Genomic DNA, 18,221 nt, shown 5'->3' on the forward strand with positions numbered 1-18,221 from the left:
GTGGTGGCGGTTGGCTCAGCCGACGACAATCGGCTCACCCCGCCAGCGCTCGCCCATGTCCTCGTTCTGGATGCGCTGCTGGAGCAGGACGATGCCCTCCAGCAGGGCCTCCGGCCGGGGCGGGCACCCGGGCACGTACACGTCGACGGGAATGATCTGGTCGACACCCTTGGTGACCGAATAGGAGTCCCAGTAGGGGCCGCCGCAGTTGGCGCACGACCCCATGGAGATGACGTACTTGGGGTCGGGCATCTGCTCCCACAGGCGCCGGATGGGCGGGGCCATCTTGTCGGTGACCGTTCCCGAGATCACCACCAGATCAGCCTGGCGGGGACCAGCGGGAAAAGGGATGACGCCCAGACGCATGACGTCGTAGCGAGGGGAGCCGAAGGCGGCGCCCATCTCGATGGCGCAGCACGCCAGGCCCCACTGGTAGACCCACAGGCTGTACTTGCGGGCGGCGTTGAGGAGGTGGCTCAGGGGCTTGGGGACCATGCCCCGCTCGACTAGACCCACCGGAGGACTCCCTTGCGCCAGGCGTAGACCAGGCCCAGGGCCAGGATGACGATGAAGACGAGCATCTCGACCAGGCCGAACACGGCCAGCGTGTCGAGTTGGACGGCCCACGGGAAGATGAAGACGGCCTCGACGTCGAACATGACGAAGAGGAGGGCGAAGACGTAGTAGCGGATCTGGCTCTGCGACCACCCGCTGCCCACGGGGTCGACGCCGCTCTCGTAGGAGATGTACTTCTGGGGCTGGGGGCGCTTGGGCCTGAGGAGCGAGCCGAGGCCGAGCATGGCGCCCACCATCAGCACGGCTGCCCCGCCGAAGACGAGCACGGTGAGGTAGCTGCGGAGGAAGTCCGACATCGGCGGGCGAGCCTAGTGACACCGTTCACGAACTGCCAAAAGGCCGGCCAGGCCGTCGTAGACTTTCATCCATGGCACCCGGCTACCACCGCTTGGGTGAGGTTCCCCGCAAGCGTCACGTCGCCTTCCGGGCGCCGGACGGCTCCCTCTACGCCGAGGAAGTCGTCGGCTTGGAGGGGTTCTCCGGGCGCTACTCGATCCTCTACCACCGCTTCGCCCCTACCCGGGTGGTCAAGGTGGCCGAGACCGATCCGGTGCCCGCCGTGCCCCGGCCTGCGGTCGACGACGTGCTGCGCCACCACCTGCTCCGCCCCGGCAACGACGTGGAGGAGGCGCCCGACGAGTTGTCGGGGCGCGACTGGGTGCTGTGGAACGCCGATGTGCGCATCGGCCTGAGCGGCTTCGGCGACCAGCCCGGGCGCTACGTGCGCAACGGGGCGGCCGACGAGTGCCACTTCGTGCATCGGGGTGGTGGACGGCTGGAGTCGGTGTTCGGCGTGCTGGACTACCGAGCGGGCGACTACGTGGTGGTGCCCAAGGGCACCGTGCACCGCTGGGTCCCTGCGGGCGCGGGGAACCGGCACCTGGTGGTGGAAACCCCAGGCGCGATGCGGCTGCCTCGCCGCTACCAGAACAGCGAGGGGCAGTTGCTCGAGCACGCGCCGTACTGGGAGCGCGACTTCCGGCGCCCGACCGCGCTGGTGGCCGTGCCCGACGACGCGGCCGCCGAGCCCACCGACGTGTGGGTGCGCGTGGGCGACCGCACGGCCGTGTACACGCTCGACCACAACCCACTCGACGTGGTGGGCTGGGACGGGCACCTGTACCCGTACGCGTTCTCGATCTCTGATTTCGAGCCGATCACGGGTCGCCAGCACCAGCCACCTCCCGTGCACCAGACGTTCGAGCTCGATGGAGCGGTGATCTGCTCCTTCTGCCCGCGGCGGCTCGACGACGGGCCCGATGTGGTGACGGCGCCGTACAACCACGCCAACCTCGACTCGGACGAAGTCCTCTATTACGTAAGCGGCTCCTTTTTCAGTCGACGGGGCATCGAGGAGGGGGCGCTGACGTTCCACCCGCGCGGGATCCCCCACGGACCCGCGCCGGGCGTGGCCGAGGCGTCAATCGGCAAGACCCACACCGACGAGCTGGCGGTGATGATCGACACCTTCCGGCCGCTCACACTGTCGGCCGCAGCGGAGCGGTGGGACGACCCGGCCTATCCCACGAGCTGGCTGGGCTAACCCGAGGAGAAGTGCAGGGCGGCGACGATCACGCCGCCGATGGTCACGATCAAGCTGCCGAGGCCGAACATCAGCGCCATCGTCTGCTTGTTCATCTCTGTGCGCAGGCTGACGGCAAGGTCGGTGAGGCGAGTGTCGACGTTGGCGAGACCGGTTTGCAGGTAGCCGAGGCGCCGGTCGACGTCTTCGAAGCGCCTGTCGATCTCCACGAAGCGCCTGTCGACCTGCTCGAAGCGCAGATCCATTCGCCGCTCCAACTCGGTGAGGTCGGCCTTGGTGGCGACGTCGGACCAGCCGACCGGTGGCAGGTGTTGCATCAACGTGCGCGCCGGGCCAGGGCCGAGGGCCGCTTGTAGCGAGTCGAACAGTTCGTGTCGGTGCGACTCATCGAGTTCCATTGTCGTACTCCTCGTTGCGAAGGGCAAGGAGGAGAGCCGTTGCGGCCGGCTCACGAGCCGAGGAGGTTCGAAAGCCCAGTATGCCGAGGGGGTGAGACAGTTACAGCAGGTGGTCCGCTAAACCGAAGTCGACGGCCTCGGCGGCGTCGAGCCACCACTCCTTGCGGGCCCAGCGGCGCTGGATCTCCCGCTCCGTCAGGGTCGAGCGATCGGCGAGGATGGCCAGCAACCGCTTCTGCAGCCGCTTGGTGAACTCCACCCCGTCCTCCAGCTCGCTGACCTTGCCCACCGACAGGTGCGAGACCTCGTGCACGAGGAGGAAGGCGTTCTCGCCGATGACCCGGGTGTCGCCTGCCTGCAGGAGCACGGCACCCATCGACGCGGCCCGGCCCAGCGCCATGGTGGTGACGTGGTGCCCGAGGCGGCGCAACTGGCGCAGGTAGTCGAACAGGGCCAACCCGTCGAGCACGGCGCCGCCCGGCGAGTTGAAGATCACCGTGATCGGTGCGCCCGGGTCACGCCGCGACCACACGCCGAGCTCGGCCATGCACTGCTGCACAGACTCGCCGTCAACCGATGCGTAGAACGTGTAGACGTGGGCGGAGCGGGCGTCGGCGGCGGCATCTCGCTCGTGGCGGCGCATGGCGGCCACTTCTATCTCGGCCCGCTCGGTGTCGACCCGAAGCTTTCGCAGCTCGGCCACCGCCCGCTGCTCGGCCAGCGACGGCCCGGGCGAGGCAACCGGCGGCGCGGCCACCGGTGCCGTCGGTGCGTCAGGCGTGTCGGGTACCGCTACCAGCCCGGGTGCCGACTTCGCCCGAGGGGCGCGTGAGCGAACAGGGGCAGCGGTGGTGTTGGTCGCGGCTTGGTCCTCGGCCATGCTTACTCATTCGGCACGCCGAGGCCGCAGACAAGGACTTCAGAACAGGAACGTGGCCCGTTCGGCGAAGCGGATGACCGGCGAGGGCAGCACCCCGAAGCCGATGGTGAACGCAAGGGTGACGAACAGGGCCAAGCCGACCCCGGCAGGCACCACGATGCGGGCGGGCCGTTCGGCGTCGGACGCCTCGTCGGGCGACGACATGTACATCAACACCGTCACCCGCAGGTAGAAGAAGGCCGCCACCACGGCGGCCAGCATGCCGATCAGGGCCAGGGCGTAGGACCGGGCCTGGACGGCGGCGGCGATCACGTAGAACTTGCCGAGGAACCCGGTGGTGAACGGGATGCCCGCCTGCGCCAGCAGGAACACGGTGAAGGCGAACGCCAAGCCAGGGCGCCGAGCGGCCAGCCCCCGGTAGCTCTCCAGCGAGTGCCCGGTGTCGCCCTTGCGGCTCACCACCGTCACGATGGCGAAGCTGCCGATGACCATGAACGTGTAGGCCATCAGGTAGAAGAGCGCCCCGGCGATGCCGTCGGTGTTGCCCGCCTGCAGCCCGATGAGCACGTAGCCCGCATGGCTGATCGACGAGTACGCCAGCATGCGCTTCACATCGGTCTGCACGACCGCGAGTACGGACCCCACCAGGATGGTGACGACGGCCAGCACCCACACCAGCGGCTGCCAGTCGAGCCGCAGCGTCGAGAACGTCGAGAAGAACACCCGCAACAGGGCGGCGAAGGCCGCCGCCTTGGACGCCGCCGCCATGAACGCCGTCACCGGCGTGGGAGCGCCCTGGTACACGTCGGGGGTCCAGGCATGGAACGGCACCGCGGCCACCTTGAAGCCCAGGCCCACCAGCAGCAGGGCCATGCCCGCCAGCAGCACGCCGCTGCTCGACAGCACGTTCTGGGCCAGGAAGGTGGCGATCTCGGGAAGCTGGGTGGAGCCGGTGGCGCCGTAGACCAAGGCGATGCCGTAGAGGAACAGCGCCGAGCTGAACGAGCCGAGCAGGAAGTACTTGATGGCCGCTTCCCGCGAGGTGAAACGACCCCGCTGGAACCCGGCCAGCACGTACAAGGCGATCGAGAGGATCTCCAGGCCGACGAACAACACGATGAGGTCGTTGGCCACCGCCATCGTCATGGCACCTGATGCGGAGAGCAGCAGCAGCACGTAGAACTCAGGCCCGTCGAGGCCCTCACGCCGCAGGTAGGCGTCGGCCACCAGGGCACCGAGCACGACCGCCGAGGCGATGGTCACGATGAAGAAGATGCCGAAGCCGTCGATCACCACGGCATCGGCCATGGCCAGGTACCCGCCCTTGCGGACGTCGGTCCACAACGACCAGGCGCTGCCCAGCGACACCAACCCGGTCACCACCGTCAGCAACGCATAGGTGCTCTTCGGCGGACGGGAGCGCAGCAGCGACCCGGCCAGCAACAGCACCAGCGCGCCGCCGATGGGCGCCAGCAACGGCAGCAAGGCCGAGTACTCGACCTCCGGCGTGGCCAGCGGTTGCGGCTGCTGTTGCGCCGCCTGGGCGAGGAGCAGCCCGATCAATGCGTCGATCCCTCGTTGTCGGCCGCCACCGGCGGCTGGCGGTAGTCGGAGTGTTGCTCGACGTGGCCGATGAGCCGTTCCACCGACGGGTTGATGCGGTCGAGCACGGGCCGCGGGTACACCCCGAGGAACACGATCAGCGCCACCAGCGGCAGCATGATCGCCCGCTCACCCCACGTCATGTCGGGCAGGTTGCTGTTGGCCTCGTCGGGGGTGCCGTGGAACACACGCTGGTACGCCCACAACAGGTACAGCGCGGCGAGGATCACCCCGACGGTGCCCACCACCGCCCACCAACGGGCGGTCACGAACGAGCCGATGAGGATGAGGAACTCGCCCACGAAGCCGTTGAGCCCGGGCAACCCGATCGACGACAGCATCACCACGGTGAACACGGCGGCCAGCATGGGCATCGACTTCTGCAGCCCCCGCAGCTCGGCGATCTGCCGCGTGTGGCGCCGTTCGTAGATCATGCCGACGAGGAGGAACAGCGCGCCGGTCGACAGGCCGTGGTTCACCATCTGCAGCACGCTGCCGGTCACGCTGCTGGTGGTGAAGGCGAACGTGCCCAACACGATGAAGCCGAGGTGGGCCACCGACGAGTAGGCCACCAGCCGCTTGAGGTCCTTCTGCACGGTGGCCACCAGGGCGCCGTAGATCATGCCGATCACGGCCAGGGTCAACAGCAGCGGCGCCAGGTCGACCGAGGCCTGCGGGAACAAGTACAGCCCGAAGCGCACCAAGCCGTAGGTGCCCAGCTTCAGCAGCACGCCGGCCAGGATGACCGAGCCTGCGGTGGGCGCCTCGGTGTGGGCGTCGGGCAGCCACGTGTGCACGGGGAACAACGGCACCTTCACGGCGAAGGCGATGGCGAAGGAGAGGAAGATCCACCGCGCCGTCGACGCCGCCAGCGACTGGCGCCCCGCCAGCTCCACCAGGTCGAAGGTGACGCCTTGGTCGCCCGCCGAGAGGAAGACCAGTGCCAGCATGCCCACGAGCATGAAGGCGGAGCCGAACAAGGTGTAGAGGAAGAACTTCAGCGAGGCGTAGACCCGGTTCTCGTAGCCCCACCCGCCGATGATGAAGTACATCGGGACGAGGGTCAGCTCGAAGAACACGAAGAAGAGAAAGAGGTCGAGGGCCAGGAACGAGCCGAGGCACCCGGCCTCGAGTACGAGCATCCAGGCCACGTACGACTTCACGTTGCCCTTGACCTTCGGCCCCACCAAGGCGATGGGGAAGAGCACGCCGGTCAGCAGCACCAGGAACAACGAGATGCCGTCGACCCCGAGCTTCCACGAGATGCCGAAGTCGCGGATCCACCAGTGCTGGGTGACGAACTGGAACCCGCCTTCACCGGCGTGGAACTCGACGGCCAGCACCACGGTGAGCAGGCCGGTGCCGACGGCGCCGAGGAAGCCCACCAGCTTGATGACCTCGGGGCGCTCGCGCGACAGCAGCCCGACGACAGCCGCCACCCCCAAGGGGAAGAGGACGAGGAACGTGAGGAGAGGGAAACCCGCAGCTTCGTGGTGCATCAGGCGCCCGCCCTCACCAGTGCCCACGCCAGGATGCCCACGGTGCCTGCGGCGATGCCCAACGCGTAGTTGCGGACATAACCCGTCTGCAGCCGCCGCAGGTGGCCACCGCCGACGCGCACGGCGTTGCCGGTGCCGTTCACCGCACCGTCGATCACCTGCTTGTCGAAGGCCGCCGATCCTGCTGCCACCAACCCGCCGCCTGTGCCGAACAAGGTGGCGTACAAGGCGTCGATCCCCCACGCCCGCTTCAACACCGCGGGCTCCAGCTCAGGCCGCTCGGACCGCCGCAGCCACAGCGCCCGGGCGAGGAAGATGCCGAGCAACGAGGCCACCGCAGCCACGATGGCCAACGTCAGCTTCGTGCTCGAACCCACGGCGGCGTGGTGGTCGCCGAACACCGGCGCCAGCCACTCCCCCAGGAAGTCGGCGTCGGCAAAGGGCAGGTTCAACGCGCCGGCGACGACCGACAGGACGGCCAGCACCACCAAGGGCATGGTCATGGTCCACGGCGACTCGTGCGGCTCCCGAGCCGAGTGTCCGGGCTGCGTCGTCTCGTCCGTATCGGGCTCCACTGCGTCGGCGGGCGTGCGCCAGCGTTCCTCACCGAAGAACACGAGGATGACCTGTCGGGTCATGTAGTACGCGGTGAGCAACGCGGTCACCAGGCCCAGGCCCCACAGCACCGGGCTCTTGTCCCACGCGGCCAACAGGATCTCGTCCTTCGACCAGAAGCCCGCGAACGGCGGCACCCCGGCGATGGCCAGCCAGCCGACGATGAACGTCGCCGCGGTGACCGGCATGAACTTGCGCAGGCCGCCCATGCGCTTCATGTCCTGTTCCTCGTGCAGGCCGTGGATGACCGAGCCCGACCCCAGGAACAGCAACGCCTTGAAGAAGGCGTGGGTGACCATGTGGAAGATGGCGGCCACGTAGGCGCCACTGCCCACGGCCAGGAACATGAAGCCGAGCTGCGAGATGGTCGAGTAGGCCAGCACCCGCTTGATGTCGTCCTGGGCGCACGCCACCGTCGCCGCGAACAAGGCGGTGAGTACGCCGATCACGGCGATCAACGTCATGACGCTGGCCGGCGCGGCGTGCAGGACGGGGTTCATGCGGGCCAGCAGGTAGACGCCCGCCGTCACCATGGTCGCCGCGTGGATGAGGGCGGAAACCGGGGTCGGGCCTTCCATGGCATCGGGCAGCCACACGTAGAGCGGAAGCTGGGCCGACTTGCCCGCGGCGCCCAGCAGGAGCAGCAGCCCGATGGCGCCTGCGGTCACCGAGGCGATGTGGCCGTGCGCGAACACCTCGCCGTAGGTCAGCGAACCGGTGGCGGTGAAGACCAGGAACATGGCGCACATGAAGCCGAAGTCGCCCACCCGGTTGGTGACGAAGGCCTTCTTGCCCGCCACCGCAGCGCTCTCCCGTTCGAACCAGAAGGAGATGAGCAGGTAGGAGCAGGCGCCCACGCCCTCCCAGCCCAGGAAGGTCAGCAGCATGTTGTCGCCCAGCACCAGCATCAGCATGGAGAAGGCGAACAAGTTCAAGTAGATGAAGAACCGGTGGTAGCGCTCGTCGCCGTGCATGTAGCCGATGGAGTAGAGGTGGATCAGGGTGCCCACCCCGGTGACGAACAAGCACATGGTGATCGACAGCGGGTCGACCAACAGGGCGGCGTCGACGGTGAAGCTGCCCGCCGTGATCCAGGTGAAGATGCCCTTGGTGACCGAGCGGGCCTCGCCCTCGCGCCCGACCAGCGACACGAACGTGACCAGCGACGCCAGGAACGACCCGCCGATGGCGGTGGTCGCCAACCACCCGGCGCCCGGCTCGCCCAGGCGGCGGCCGAACAGCACGAGCACGGCGAACCCGGCCAAGGGCAGGGCAGGAATGAGGTAGGCAGCGTTCATCGGGGTTCGGGGGTCAGCCCTTCAAGAGGTTGAGGTCGTCGGCCGTCACGTCGCTGCGACGCCGGAAGATCGACACGATGATCCCGAGGCCCACCACCACCTCGGCCGCCGCCACCACGAGCACGAAGAACACCAGCGACTGCCCGCCGATGTCGTTCAACTGCCGGGCGAACGTCACGAAGGTGAGGTTGGCGGCGTTGAGCATCAGCTCGATGCACATGAACATGACGAGCACGTTGCGTCGGATGAGCAGGCCGATGGCGCCGATGGTGAACAGCGCAGCGGCCAGCATGAGGTACCAGGAGGCGTCGACCGTCATTCGGCCACCTCGTCTTCGACGATCTCGCGCGGCGGGCGCCGGGCCAGCACGACAGCGCCGACCACGGCGATGACGAGCAGCACCGAGGTCATCTCGAAGGCGAAGAAGTAGCGGGTGAAGATCGACCGGGCCAACAGTTCGATGTTCTCGCCGGGAGCACGGGAAGGCCCGGCCACCGACGCCGCACCGGTCACCCAGTCGGTGCGGGCCAGGAACAGCACCAGGCCGAACACGGCCAAGCCCAACGCCAGCGCCAGCGGCCGCTGGCCGCGCAACTTCTCCTCGTCGACGTCCTCGTCGCGGTCGACGCCGAGCAGCATGATCACGAAGAGGAAGAGCACGACGATGGCGCCTGCGTAGACGATGACCTGGACGGCGGCCAGGAAGTGCGCCTCCTGGGCCACGAACAGCACGGCCACGCCGAACAGGGTCATCACCAACGAGAGGGCGGCGTGCACGGCGTTGCCGGAGATGACGACGCCAATCGCACCCGCCAGCACAATGACGGCAGCAACGACGAACACGCCCACGTCGACCTTCGTCGCTGCGCCGAGGAGCAGGTCCATCAGTGGTGGCCCTCCGACTCGGGGGCGACGTGCTCGACGTGGGGCTGCGGCGCGTTCTGGCCGTCCTCAGGCGGGCGAACGCCGTAGCCCAACTCGCCCGACCACTGCACCTGGCCTTCGTAGTCAGCCACGCCGCTGGGCGAGGTGGCGCGCATCCAGGCCGAGGTGTGCTTGTCGTCGCCCTCCATCCAGTGCTCCCACGGCAACTGCTTGGGCTTGCCGTCGTCGTCGACCACCAATTCGTCCTTGGTGTAAATGGCGTCGCGCCGGTTGGTGAAGGAGAACTCGAAGAGCTTGCTCTCGGTGATCGCCTCGGTGGGGCAGGCCTCCACGCACAGGTCGCAGTGGATGCAGCGCAGGTAGTTGATCTCGTAGACGAAGCCGTAGCGCTCGCCGGGCGAGACCGGGGCCTCGGGCGGGTTGTCGGCGCCGCGCACGTAGATGCAGCGCGCCGGGCACACGCCCGCGCAGAGCTCGCACCCGATGCACTTCTCCATGCCGTCCTCGTACCGGTTGAGGACATGGCGGCCGTGGAAGCGGTCGCCCTTGGGCCGCTTCTGCTCCGGGTACTGGACGGTGACCCGGTCCTCCAGCATCGTCTTCAACGTCACGCCGAACCCGCCGAAGTAGCCCATCAGCGCACCTCCCGCAGTCGAGCCATCCGGGCATGGTCCTCGTCGGTGGTGGCCTGGCCGATGGAGATGGCCCGCAGCAGCACCGGCACCAGCAGTGCCCCGCCTGCCACCACGGCGAAGCCGTAGTTGCGGTCGATTGTCATGCCGCCCAGCACCAGCAGCCAGAACAACGAGATGGGAATGAGCGCCTTCCATCCCAGATCCATGAGCTGGTCGTAGCGGAAGCGGGGCAGGGTCGCCCGCAGCCACACGTAGATGAAGAGGAAGACGAACAGCTTGAGGACGAACCACACGGGCGAGATGCGTCCGACGATCGGCACGTCCCAGCCCACCGGTCCGCCGAGGAACAAGGTCACCACGATGGCCGACATGGTGACGGTGTTCATGAACTCGGCCAGGTAGAAGAGGGCGAATCGGATCGAGCTGTACTCGGTGTGAAAGCCGCCCACCAGTTCCTGCTCGGCCTCCACCAGGTCGAACGGCGGACGGTTGAGCTCGGCGGTGGCGGCCACCAGGAAGACGATGAACGGGAGAACCCCGAGCTGGATGATGTTCCAGTCGAGGATCGAGCCCTGGGCGAGCACGATGTCGCGGGTCGACAGCGAGCCGGTGACGAGCACGACGGCGGCGATCGACAGGCCGAGGGCCGCTTCGTACGACACCATCTGCGCCGAGGCGCGCACCGAGCCGAGCAGCGGGTACTTCGAGCCCGACGCCCACCCGGCCAGCATCACGCCGTAGACGGCGATGCCCGACATGGCGAGCAGGAAGAGGATGCCGACGGGCGGGTCGGCCAACTGCAAGTAGGTCTCATGGCCCGCCACGGTGATGGTGCCGCCGAGGGGCACGATGGCGAAGGAGAGGAAGGCGGGCACGGCCGACAGGTACGGCGCCAGCCGGAAGACGGCCTTGTCGGCCCGCTCCGGGAGCAGGTCTTCCTTGAAGAACAGCTTGATGCCGTCGGCCAGGGTCTGCAGCAGCCCCCACGGCCCGGCCCGGTTGGGGCCGATGCGGTTCTGCATGTCGGAGATGACCTTGCGCTCGAACCACACCATGAAGAGCACGGCGACCATGAGCACACCGAAGGTGACGCCGGTCTTCACCAACACCACGAGCACGACGCCGAAGTCGATGCCGTCGCGGAACAGCGGGTCGCCCACGGCGAGCAGCGCCTTCATGAGAGCGCCTCACAGCATCGACCGGAGGTCGATCCCGCTGACCGCTCGGCGGACGGGTGGCACCGACGGGAGGGGCCCGTCGGTGCGGCAGCACCGATGGGAGGGACCGGCGTCGGTGACAGGACCCGGCTGCCGTTCATGAGACGGTCTCCACCCGGATGTCATTGACCGGTTGGGTGGCGTCGATGAGCTCGGCGGCGCCTTCGCCCACCGGGTTGAACGGCATGGCGATCGAGCCACGTGGCACCCGGGTGTCGGGCACGGCCTCGACCACGAACCCGCCACGGTGCTTCGAGCGCAGGCGCACGCGCCCGCCGTTGCCGAGCCCGAGCCGGTCGAGGTCGTAGGGGTTGGCGCGCACGGTGGCAGCTTGTGCGATGGGCGCCAGTGAGGGCGACTTCTGGGTGATGGTGCCCGCGTCGTAGAGCGGGCGGGCGGTGACGAGCCGCAGCGCGTAGCCGTCGAGCGGCGGCGGGTCGGCCGTCACCTCACCCGCTTCGAACGTCAGCAGCGTCGGCATGTCGGGACGCTCGGCTGCCTCGACGGTGTCGCCTTCGTCGGCGGCTTCGTCGGACGGGTCGACGGCGGTTTCGGGGTCGCCCTGCGACTCGACCTGCTCGATGCCCGGGGTCGCCACCGGGTCGGCCTCGGCCCGCACGTGATCGACGGGCGTGCCCTCGTCGCCGTCCGACAACGGCACCACCACGCCGTCGCGATAGCGGCGCTCGGCCAAGACCGAGCGGTTGAGGCCCGCGTGCGACGGCACCAACCGGCACATCTCGTTCCAGATGTCGTCGAGCGACTCCACGCCGAGGTCGTCGCCCAAGCGGTGGGCCAGCTCGACGGCGATCATCCAGTCGGGCCAGGCGACGCCCGGCGGCACGATCTTCTGGCCCAGCCGGGTCAGCCGCCCTTCGAGGTTGGTCGTGGTGCCCGGCCGTTCGGCGAAGGCGGCGGCAGGCAGCACGACGTCGGCGTGGCGCGACGACTCCGTGAGGAAGTTGTCGACGGCGACCACGAACCCGGCTCCGACCACGGCCTCGCGGGCCAGGCGGCGGTCGGGGAAGTCGCAGGCCGGATCGGCGCCCAGCAGCACGAGCGCCTGCACCCGCCCTTCGGCGGCGGCAGCAACGATGCCGTAGGCGCCCATGCCGCCCGCCTCGGGCACGCGGCCCCAGGCATCGCGGTACCAGCCCGCACCGGCTTCGAGCGACACCCGCCCCGGCAGCACGCCGGGGGCGAGGCCCATGTCGAGGGCACCGTGCACGTTGGAGCGGCGCAACGCCGAGAGGAACTTCACGTCGGGCAGCGCGCCCGCCAGGACGGCGGCGGCGTCGGCGATCGACTCACCCGACTCGGCCAGCGACGGCCGGCCCAGGACGACGACGACGTTGCCGCCCGCGTTGCGCAACAACGTGCGGGCCTCGTTGACCGAGGCAGCGGAGACGCCGGCGATCTCGCCCGTGGCATCGGCGTCGGCCGTCAGCGCCCGAGCCAGCACCGGTGCCTCGCCGGGCCGGTAGCCGAGGCTGGCCGCCGCGTACTTCGTCAGGCCCGTGCCCTGCGGCGTGAGCTCGACCAGCGGCACCTCGCCGTCGACGGCCGCGGCCCGCAGGCGCAGGTACAGGACCGGAAGCTCTTCCTTGATGTCGGGGGCGAGCAGCACCACGGCGGCGGCCGAGCACGCGTCGTCGATGGTGGCCCGGGGCAGCCCGAGCACCGCTTCGGCGGGCAGGCCGTCGCCCAGTTGGCAGTCGACGTTGTCGGTGCCCAGCACCGACTTGGCCAGCTTGGCCCAGACGTAAGCGTCTTCGTTGGCGAGCCGGGCGCCGCCGAGCACGGCGATCGACTCGGAGCCGTGCACCCGGCGGGCGTTGTCGAGGCCCGTGGCGGCGGCGCCCAACGCCTCGCCCCACGTGGCTTCCACCAACTGCTCGCCCTTGCGCACCAACGGTGTCGTCAGTCGGTCACCGCTGTTGACGGCCTCGTAGCTGAAGCGGCCCTTGTCGCACAGCCACCCGTGGTTCACGGGGTCGCTGTCGATGCCGATGTAACGGGTCAGTTCGGTGCCCGACGACTGCACGGCGATGCGGCAGCCCACCGCGCACTGCGTGCACGTGCTCTCGACCTGCTCCAGGTCCCACGGCCGGGCCTTGAACCGGTAGGGCCGCGCCAGCAGCGCGCCCACCGGGCAGATCTGCACGGTGTTGCCCGAGAAGTAGGAGGCGAACGGTTGGTCGGGGAAGGTGTTGACCTCGGTATGGTCGCCCCGGCCCACGAACTCGATGAGCGGGTCGCCCGCGATCTCGTCGGAGAAGCGGGTGCACCGGTCGCACTGGATGCAGCGCTCGCGGTCGATGTAGACGAGCTCCGACAGCGCGATGGGCTTTTCCCAGTGGCGCTTCTCTTCCACGAAGCGGGTCTCGCCCGGCCCGAATGGGAGCGTCTGGTCCTGCAGCGGGCACTCGCCGCCCTTGTCGCACACCGGGCAGTCGAGGGGGTGGTTGATGAGCAGGAACTCGAGGACGCCGTCCTGCGCCTTCTTCACCTTGTCGGACGTTGTGACGACCTCTTGGCCGTCGGCCACCGGGATGAAGCAGGCGGGCTGGAGCGACATGCCGCGGGGGCCGCTGACCTCGACGAGGCACATGCGGCACATGCCCACGGGCCGCATGCGCGGGTGGTAACAGAAGCGAGGGATGTAGACGCCGGCGCGCTCGGCAGCGGCGATGACCAGCTCGCCGGGGCGCGCCTCGACCTCTTTGCCGTCGACCGTGATGGTGACCGTCTCGGTCGTCGCCTCAGCCATACGGGCAGGCACCTTCCTTGATGTGAAGCAGGAACTCGTCGCGGAACATGCGGATACCAGACACCACCGACGACGGGATGGAAGGGCCGAGGACGCAGATGGTCGTCTGCTGCGGCGGCCACGACAACCCCGGGGCGATGTTGTCGCACACGTCGAGGAGGAGGTCGAGGTCGTCTTCCCGGCCCGCGCCCGTCTCGATGCGCTGCATGATCTTGGCCACCCACCCGCTGCCTTCCCGGCACGGGGTGCACTGGCCGCACGACTCGTTGTGGAAGAACCGGGTGATGCGCCAGGCGGCCCGCACCATGCAGGTGGTGTCGTCCATGATCGTCACTGCACCGGAGCCCAGCATCGACCCCGCCGCGCCCACCTGCTCCTGCGACAACGGCATGTCGAGCTGGTCGGGCCCGAACCACGGCGCCGATACGCCACCGGGGATGAAGGCCTTGACCTGGCGTCCGAGGCGAACGCCTTGGCCGTAGTGCTCAACCAGGTCGCGGAACGTCGTCTTCGACATCTCGACTTCGTAGTTGCCCGGCCGGTTCACGTGGCCCGACAACGAGAAGATGCGGGTGCCGGTCGAACGCCCTTCGCCCAGCGCGGCGAAGGCGGCGCCGCCGTTCTCCACGATCCACGGGAGGTTGGAGAGGGTCTCGACGTTGTTCACGACGGTCGGCGCGCCGTAGAGGCCGATGGCGGCCGGGAAGAACGGGGGCTTGATGCGGGGGAAGCCGCGCTTGCCCTCCAGGCTCTCGATGAGCGCCGTCTCCTCGCCGCAGATGTAGGCGCCCGCGCCGGGGTGCACGACGACGTCGAGGTCGAAGCCCGAGCCGAAGATGTCCTTGCCGACGGCACCGTGCTCGTACGCCTCGTTGAGGGCGGCCTGCACCCGTTCGAGGCCGAGGGCGAACTCACCGCGGATGTAGATGAACGCCTGCGCGGCGCCGATGGCGTAGGCGCAGATGACCACGCCTTCGATGAGCTGGTGCGGGTCGCACTCGACCAGCATGTGGTCCTTGAAGGTGGCCGGCTCGCTCTCGTCGCCGTTGACGACGAGGTAGACGGGTTGGGCCTTGCGCAGCATCGACCACTTGCGACCGGCTTCGAAGCCCGCGCCACCGCGGCCGAGCAGGTTGGAGGTGAGCACCTCCTGGGTGATCTCCTCGGGCGCCATCTCCAGCGCCCTGCGCAGGCCGACGTACCCGCCGTTGTCGAGGTAGCTGCGCAGCGTCCACGATTCGGGCAGCCCGACCCGGCGGGTGACGATCGGCGCAGCGTCGGTCACGGCCATCAGGCGTCACCGCCCTTCTCGGGACGGGAACCCTCGGCTGTCGGCGCGGTGTCTGTGTCGGGCGGGTCCTGCACCGCGGCTGCTTCCTCGACCGCCGTCTCGGTGGCGGCGGCGTCGGCCGGTTGGTTCTCGCCGCGCTGGTCCTTCTCCGTCGGGGTGGGCGGCGGCGCGGGCGCAGGCGCCTCGCTCACCGCAACGCGACCGGTGGCGGGCACGCCGGCAGTCAACCCGACAGTGCGCCGCACCCGGTTGAGCGTGCCGTGGGGCGGCACCTCGTCAGCCAGCAGGCCGGCCCGCAGGTCGGCGGTCAGCGCGTCGAACTTCTCGGGCGTGACACTCCCGAAGAACCGCCAGTTCACCGCCAGGCATGGCGCCTCGCCGCACAGGGCGATGCACTCCACCTCTTCCAACGTGAACTCGTTGTCGGGCGTCGTGGCACCGGCCCGCACGCCCAACGACTGCTCGGCGTGCTCCAGCAGTTCGTAGCCGCCGTTGATGAGGCAGGCGATGTTGGTGCAGATCGACACCAGGTGCTTGCCGACGGGCTCGGTGAAGAGCATGTCGTAGAAGCTGGCAGTGCCGTAAACCTCGGCAGGCGTGAGGTCGAGCAGCTCGGCCACATGCGCCATGGCGTCCTCGGTCAGCCACCCGTCCTGCTCCTGGGCCAGGTGCAGGATGGGGATCAACGCCGAGCGCTTCTCGGGGTACAGGGCGATGGTGTCGCGGGCGCGCTGCACGTTCTCGGGAGTGAGCCGGGCCATTACCTGTCCACCCCGCCCATGACCGGGTCGATGGAAGAGATCACGGCGACGGCGTCGGCCACGAAGCCGCCCCGCAACATGACGGGCAGCGTCTGCAGGTTGGCGAAGGACGGGTCGCGCATGTGCATGCGGTACGGCTTGGCACCGCCGTCGGACACGAGGTAGCAACCCAACTCGCCTCGCGGTGCCTCGACAGCAACGTACGTCTCGCCCGGCGGCACCTTGAACCCTTCCGTGAACAGCTTGAAGTGGTGGATCAACGCCTCCATCGACTCGTCGATGCGAGCCCGCGGCGGGGGCGTCACCTTCTTGTCCTGCACCCGGTAGTCGCCCTTCGGCATCTTCTGCACGATCTGGCGCACGATGCGGATCGACTCGCGGATCTCGCTGAGGCGAACGGCGTAACGGTCGAAGGCGTCGCCGTAGGTGCCCACGATCACGTCGAAGTCGACGTCGTCGTAGAACCAGTACGGCGTGTCGCGACGCAGGTCCCACGGCACGCCGGCCGAGCGCAGCACCGGGCCGCTGGCCGACAGGGCGATGGCCTGCTCGGGCGTGATGACGCCGACGCCTTCGGTGCGGTCGCGGAACACGGGCTGGTTGGTGAGCAAGATGTCGTACTCGTCGAGCCGGGGCAGGATGCCGTCGCACAACGCCAGCACGTGGGCCTCCCACCCGTCGGGCAGGTCGGCGGCCACGCCGCCCGGGCGGATGTAGTTGTAGTTCATGCGCAAGCCGGTGACGGCCTCGAAGAACGACAGCACCAGCTCGCGCTCGCGCCAGCCGTAGATCATCATCGATGTGGCGCCCAGGTCCATGCCGTTGGTCGCCATGTAGAGCAGGTGCGACGACATGCGGTTGAGCTCGCACATCAGCATGCGGATCCACGTGGCCCGCGGCGGCACGTCGATGCCGAGCAGGTCCTCGACCGCCCAACTGAACACGGCCTCGTTGAAGAAGTTGGCCAGGTAGTCCATGCGGGTCACGTTGGTGGACCCCTGCACGTACATCAGGTCTTCCTGGGTCTTCTCCATGCCGGTGTGCAGGTAGCCGATGACCGGCTTGCTGCGGACCACCGTCTCGCCGTCGAGCTCCAACATGACCCGGAGCACGCCGTGGGTCGACGGGTGCTGCGGGCCCATGTTGATGATCATGGTCTCGTCGTCGGTGACCTCGATGTCGAAGTCGGCGGGGTCGACGGCGACGCCTTCGGGCAGCCGCAGCACCGCGCCCTGCTCGCGCAAAAGCTCCATGGGGTCGGTCGACGCCCGGGAGCGCATCTCTTGCGCGCCCTCCGACGTCTCGACGGTGATGAACGGATCGCTCACGACGACGGCGCCTTGAACTGCACGGGCACGCGGCCGACCGGGTAGTCCTTGCGCAACGGGTGGCCCTCCCAGTCCTCGGGCATGAGGATGCGGGTCAGGTCGGGGTGCCCTTCGAACACGATGCCGAACATGTCGAACACCTCGCGCTCCATGGCCTCGGTGCCCGGGAAGAGCTCGAACAACGAAGCCAGCGTGGGGTCGTCGGCGGCAACCTGCACCCGCACGCGCACGCGGCGCCGGGCCGACATCGACAGCAGGTTCACCACCACCTCGAAGCGCTCGGCGTCGACGCCCGCGGGCAGCGCTCGCGCCGGCGAAGCCAGGTAGTCGACGGCGGTGACGTCGACGAGGAACTCGAAGCCGTCGGCCTTCAGCGCCGCCACCACATTGCGGTAGGCGTCGCGGGCGGGGAAGGCGACCTGGGTGCCACCCGACCAGGCCACCGGTGCGCCGTGCAGCAGTTCGGGCTCCGGCTCTGGCACCTCGGCGACGTCGACCGTCTCGTCGCTCACAGGCGGATCGGCTCTCGCCGCGTCAGCTCACCGGCGCTGATCTTCTCGTGCAGGGTGATGATGGCGTGCAACAGGGTCTCAGGCCCGGGCGGGCAGCCCGGCGCGTAGACGTCGACGGGCACGATCTGGTCGACGCCCTGCACGATGGCGTAGTTGTTGAACATGCCGCCGCTCGATGCGCACACGCCCATGGAGATGACCCACTTGGGCTCCATCATCTGGTCGTAGACCTGCCGCAGCACCGGCGCCATCTTCTGCGAGACGCGGCCCGCCACGATCATGAGGTCGGCCTGGCGGGGCGAGGCCCGGAAGACCTCCATGCCGAAGCGGGCCAGGTCGTAGTGGGCGGTGCCGGCGGCCATCATCTCGATGGCGCAGCACGCCAGGCCGAAGGTGGCGGGCCACACGCTG

18 protein-coding genes are annotated in these 18,221 nt (G+C 68.8%); 1 reads left to right on the forward strand and 17 read right to left on the reverse strand.

The features are described 5' to 3' along the window. Positions 1-15: 15 nt before the first annotated feature. Positions 16-495: an NADH-quinone oxidoreductase subunit B family protein gene (locus VM938_06475; protein HVF74677.1), complete on the reverse strand. Its 480-nt coding sequence runs from the start codon at positions 493-495 to the stop codon at positions 16-18. Positions 496-506: 11 nt separating this feature from the next. Next, positions 507-872: an NADH-quinone oxidoreductase subunit A gene (locus VM938_06480; protein HVF74678.1), complete on the reverse strand. Its 366-nt coding sequence runs from the start codon at positions 870-872 to the stop codon at positions 507-509. A gap of 71 nt (positions 873-943) precedes the next feature. Here VM938_06480 and VM938_06485 point away from each other — a divergent pair, with 71 nt between their 5' ends. Then, positions 944-2,119 (forward strand): homogentisate 1,2-dioxygenase, encoded by a 1,176-nt coding sequence (locus VM938_06485; protein HVF74679.1) that lies wholly within the window; start codon positions 944-946, stop codon positions 2,117-2,119. Here the strand turns inward: VM938_06485 and VM938_06490 are convergent. The 15 genes from VM938_06490 to VM938_06560 form a co-directional block, all read right to left on the reverse strand. Beyond that, positions 2,116-2,517 (reverse strand): hypothetical protein, encoded by a 402-nt coding sequence (locus VM938_06490; protein ID HVF74680.1) that lies wholly within the window; start codon positions 2,515-2,517, stop codon positions 2,116-2,118. The genes VM938_06485 and VM938_06490 overlap by 4 nt on opposite strands. 100 nt (positions 2,518-2,617) lie before the next feature. Further along, positions 2,618-3,397, reverse strand: a complete 780-nt coding sequence (locus VM938_06495) for a Clp protease ClpP (GenBank protein ID HVF74681.1) — start codon at positions 3,395-3,397, stop codon at positions 2,618-2,620. Positions 3,398-3,436: 39 nt separating this feature from the next. Beyond that, on the reverse strand, positions 3,437-4,960 hold the full coding sequence (locus VM938_06500) for an NADH-quinone oxidoreductase subunit N (protein ID HVF74682.1): 1,524 nt from the start codon (positions 4,958-4,960) through the stop codon (positions 3,437-3,439). Next, positions 4,957-6,498 (reverse strand): NADH-quinone oxidoreductase subunit M, encoded by a 1,542-nt coding sequence (locus VM938_06505; protein HVF74683.1) that lies wholly within the window; start codon positions 6,496-6,498, stop codon positions 4,957-4,959. The genes VM938_06500 and VM938_06505 overlap by 4 nt, the downstream gene beginning before the upstream one ends. After that, the gene (gene nuoL / locus VM938_06510; protein HVF74684.1) at positions 6,498-8,411 is read right to left on the reverse strand and encodes an NADH-quinone oxidoreductase subunit L; all 1,914 of its coding nucleotides are present in this window, start codon (positions 8,409-8,411) and stop codon (positions 6,498-6,500) included. Before nuoL ends, VM938_06505 begins: the two co-directional genes overlap by 1 nt. Before the next feature lie 13 nt (positions 8,412-8,424). Then, positions 8,425-8,730, reverse strand: coding sequence for an NADH-quinone oxidoreductase subunit NuoK (nuoK, locus tag VM938_06515; GenBank protein ID HVF74685.1), 306 nt, complete (start codon positions 8,728-8,730; stop codon positions 8,425-8,427). Further along, positions 8,727-9,296, reverse strand: coding sequence for an NADH-quinone oxidoreductase subunit J (locus tag VM938_06520; protein HVF74686.1), 570 nt, complete (start codon positions 9,294-9,296; stop codon positions 8,727-8,729). The genes nuoK and VM938_06520 overlap by 4 nt, the downstream gene beginning before the upstream one ends. Continuing rightward, the gene (gene nuoI / locus VM938_06525) at positions 9,296-9,931 is read right to left on the reverse strand and encodes an NADH-quinone oxidoreductase subunit NuoI (protein HVF74687.1); all 636 of its coding nucleotides are present in this window, start codon (positions 9,929-9,931) and stop codon (positions 9,296-9,298) included. The genes VM938_06520 and nuoI overlap by 1 nt, the downstream gene beginning before the upstream one ends. After that, positions 9,931-11,109 carry an NADH-quinone oxidoreductase subunit NuoH gene (gene nuoH / locus VM938_06530; GenBank protein HVF74688.1) on the reverse strand — a complete coding sequence of 393 codons (1,179 nt, stop codon included), beginning with the start codon at positions 11,107-11,109 and terminating at the stop codon, positions 9,931-9,933. Before nuoH ends, nuoI begins: the two co-directional genes overlap by 1 nt. A 136-nt stretch (positions 11,110-11,245) precedes the next feature. Then, positions 11,246-13,918, reverse strand: a complete 2,673-nt coding sequence (nuoG, locus tag VM938_06535; GenBank protein HVF74689.1) for an NADH-quinone oxidoreductase subunit NuoG — start codon at positions 13,916-13,918, stop codon at positions 11,246-11,248. Further along, positions 13,911-15,209, reverse strand: coding sequence for an NADH-quinone oxidoreductase subunit NuoF (gene nuoF / locus VM938_06540; protein ID HVF74690.1), 1,299 nt, complete (start codon positions 15,207-15,209; stop codon positions 13,911-13,913). The genes nuoG and nuoF overlap by 8 nt, the downstream gene beginning before the upstream one ends. Then, on the reverse strand, positions 15,209-15,970 hold the full coding sequence (gene nuoE, locus VM938_06545) for an NADH-quinone oxidoreductase subunit NuoE (protein HVF74691.1): 762 nt from the start codon (positions 15,968-15,970) through the stop codon (positions 15,209-15,211). The genes nuoF and nuoE overlap by 1 nt, the downstream gene beginning before the upstream one ends. Next, entirely contained in the window at positions 15,970-17,298 is a 1,329-nt protein-coding gene (locus tag VM938_06550) for an NADH-quinone oxidoreductase subunit D (protein ID HVF74692.1), read from the reverse strand. The genes nuoE and VM938_06550 overlap by 1 nt, the downstream gene beginning before the upstream one ends. Further along, complete coding sequence (locus VM938_06555; GenBank protein HVF74693.1) at positions 17,295-17,810, reverse strand: NADH-quinone oxidoreductase subunit C; 516 nt, start codon at positions 17,808-17,810, stop codon at positions 17,295-17,297. The genes VM938_06550 and VM938_06555 overlap by 4 nt, the downstream gene beginning before the upstream one ends. Continuing rightward, a partial coding sequence (locus tag VM938_06560; protein ID HVF74694.1) for an NADH-quinone oxidoreductase subunit B family protein occupies positions 17,807-18,221 on the reverse strand: 415 nt, incomplete at its 5' end. The genes VM938_06555 and VM938_06560, both read right to left, overlap by 4 nt.

This window comes from Acidimicrobiales bacterium (assembly GCA_035536915.1).
GTDB lineage: Bacteria > Actinomycetota > Acidimicrobiia > Acidimicrobiales > JAHWLA01 > JAHWLA01.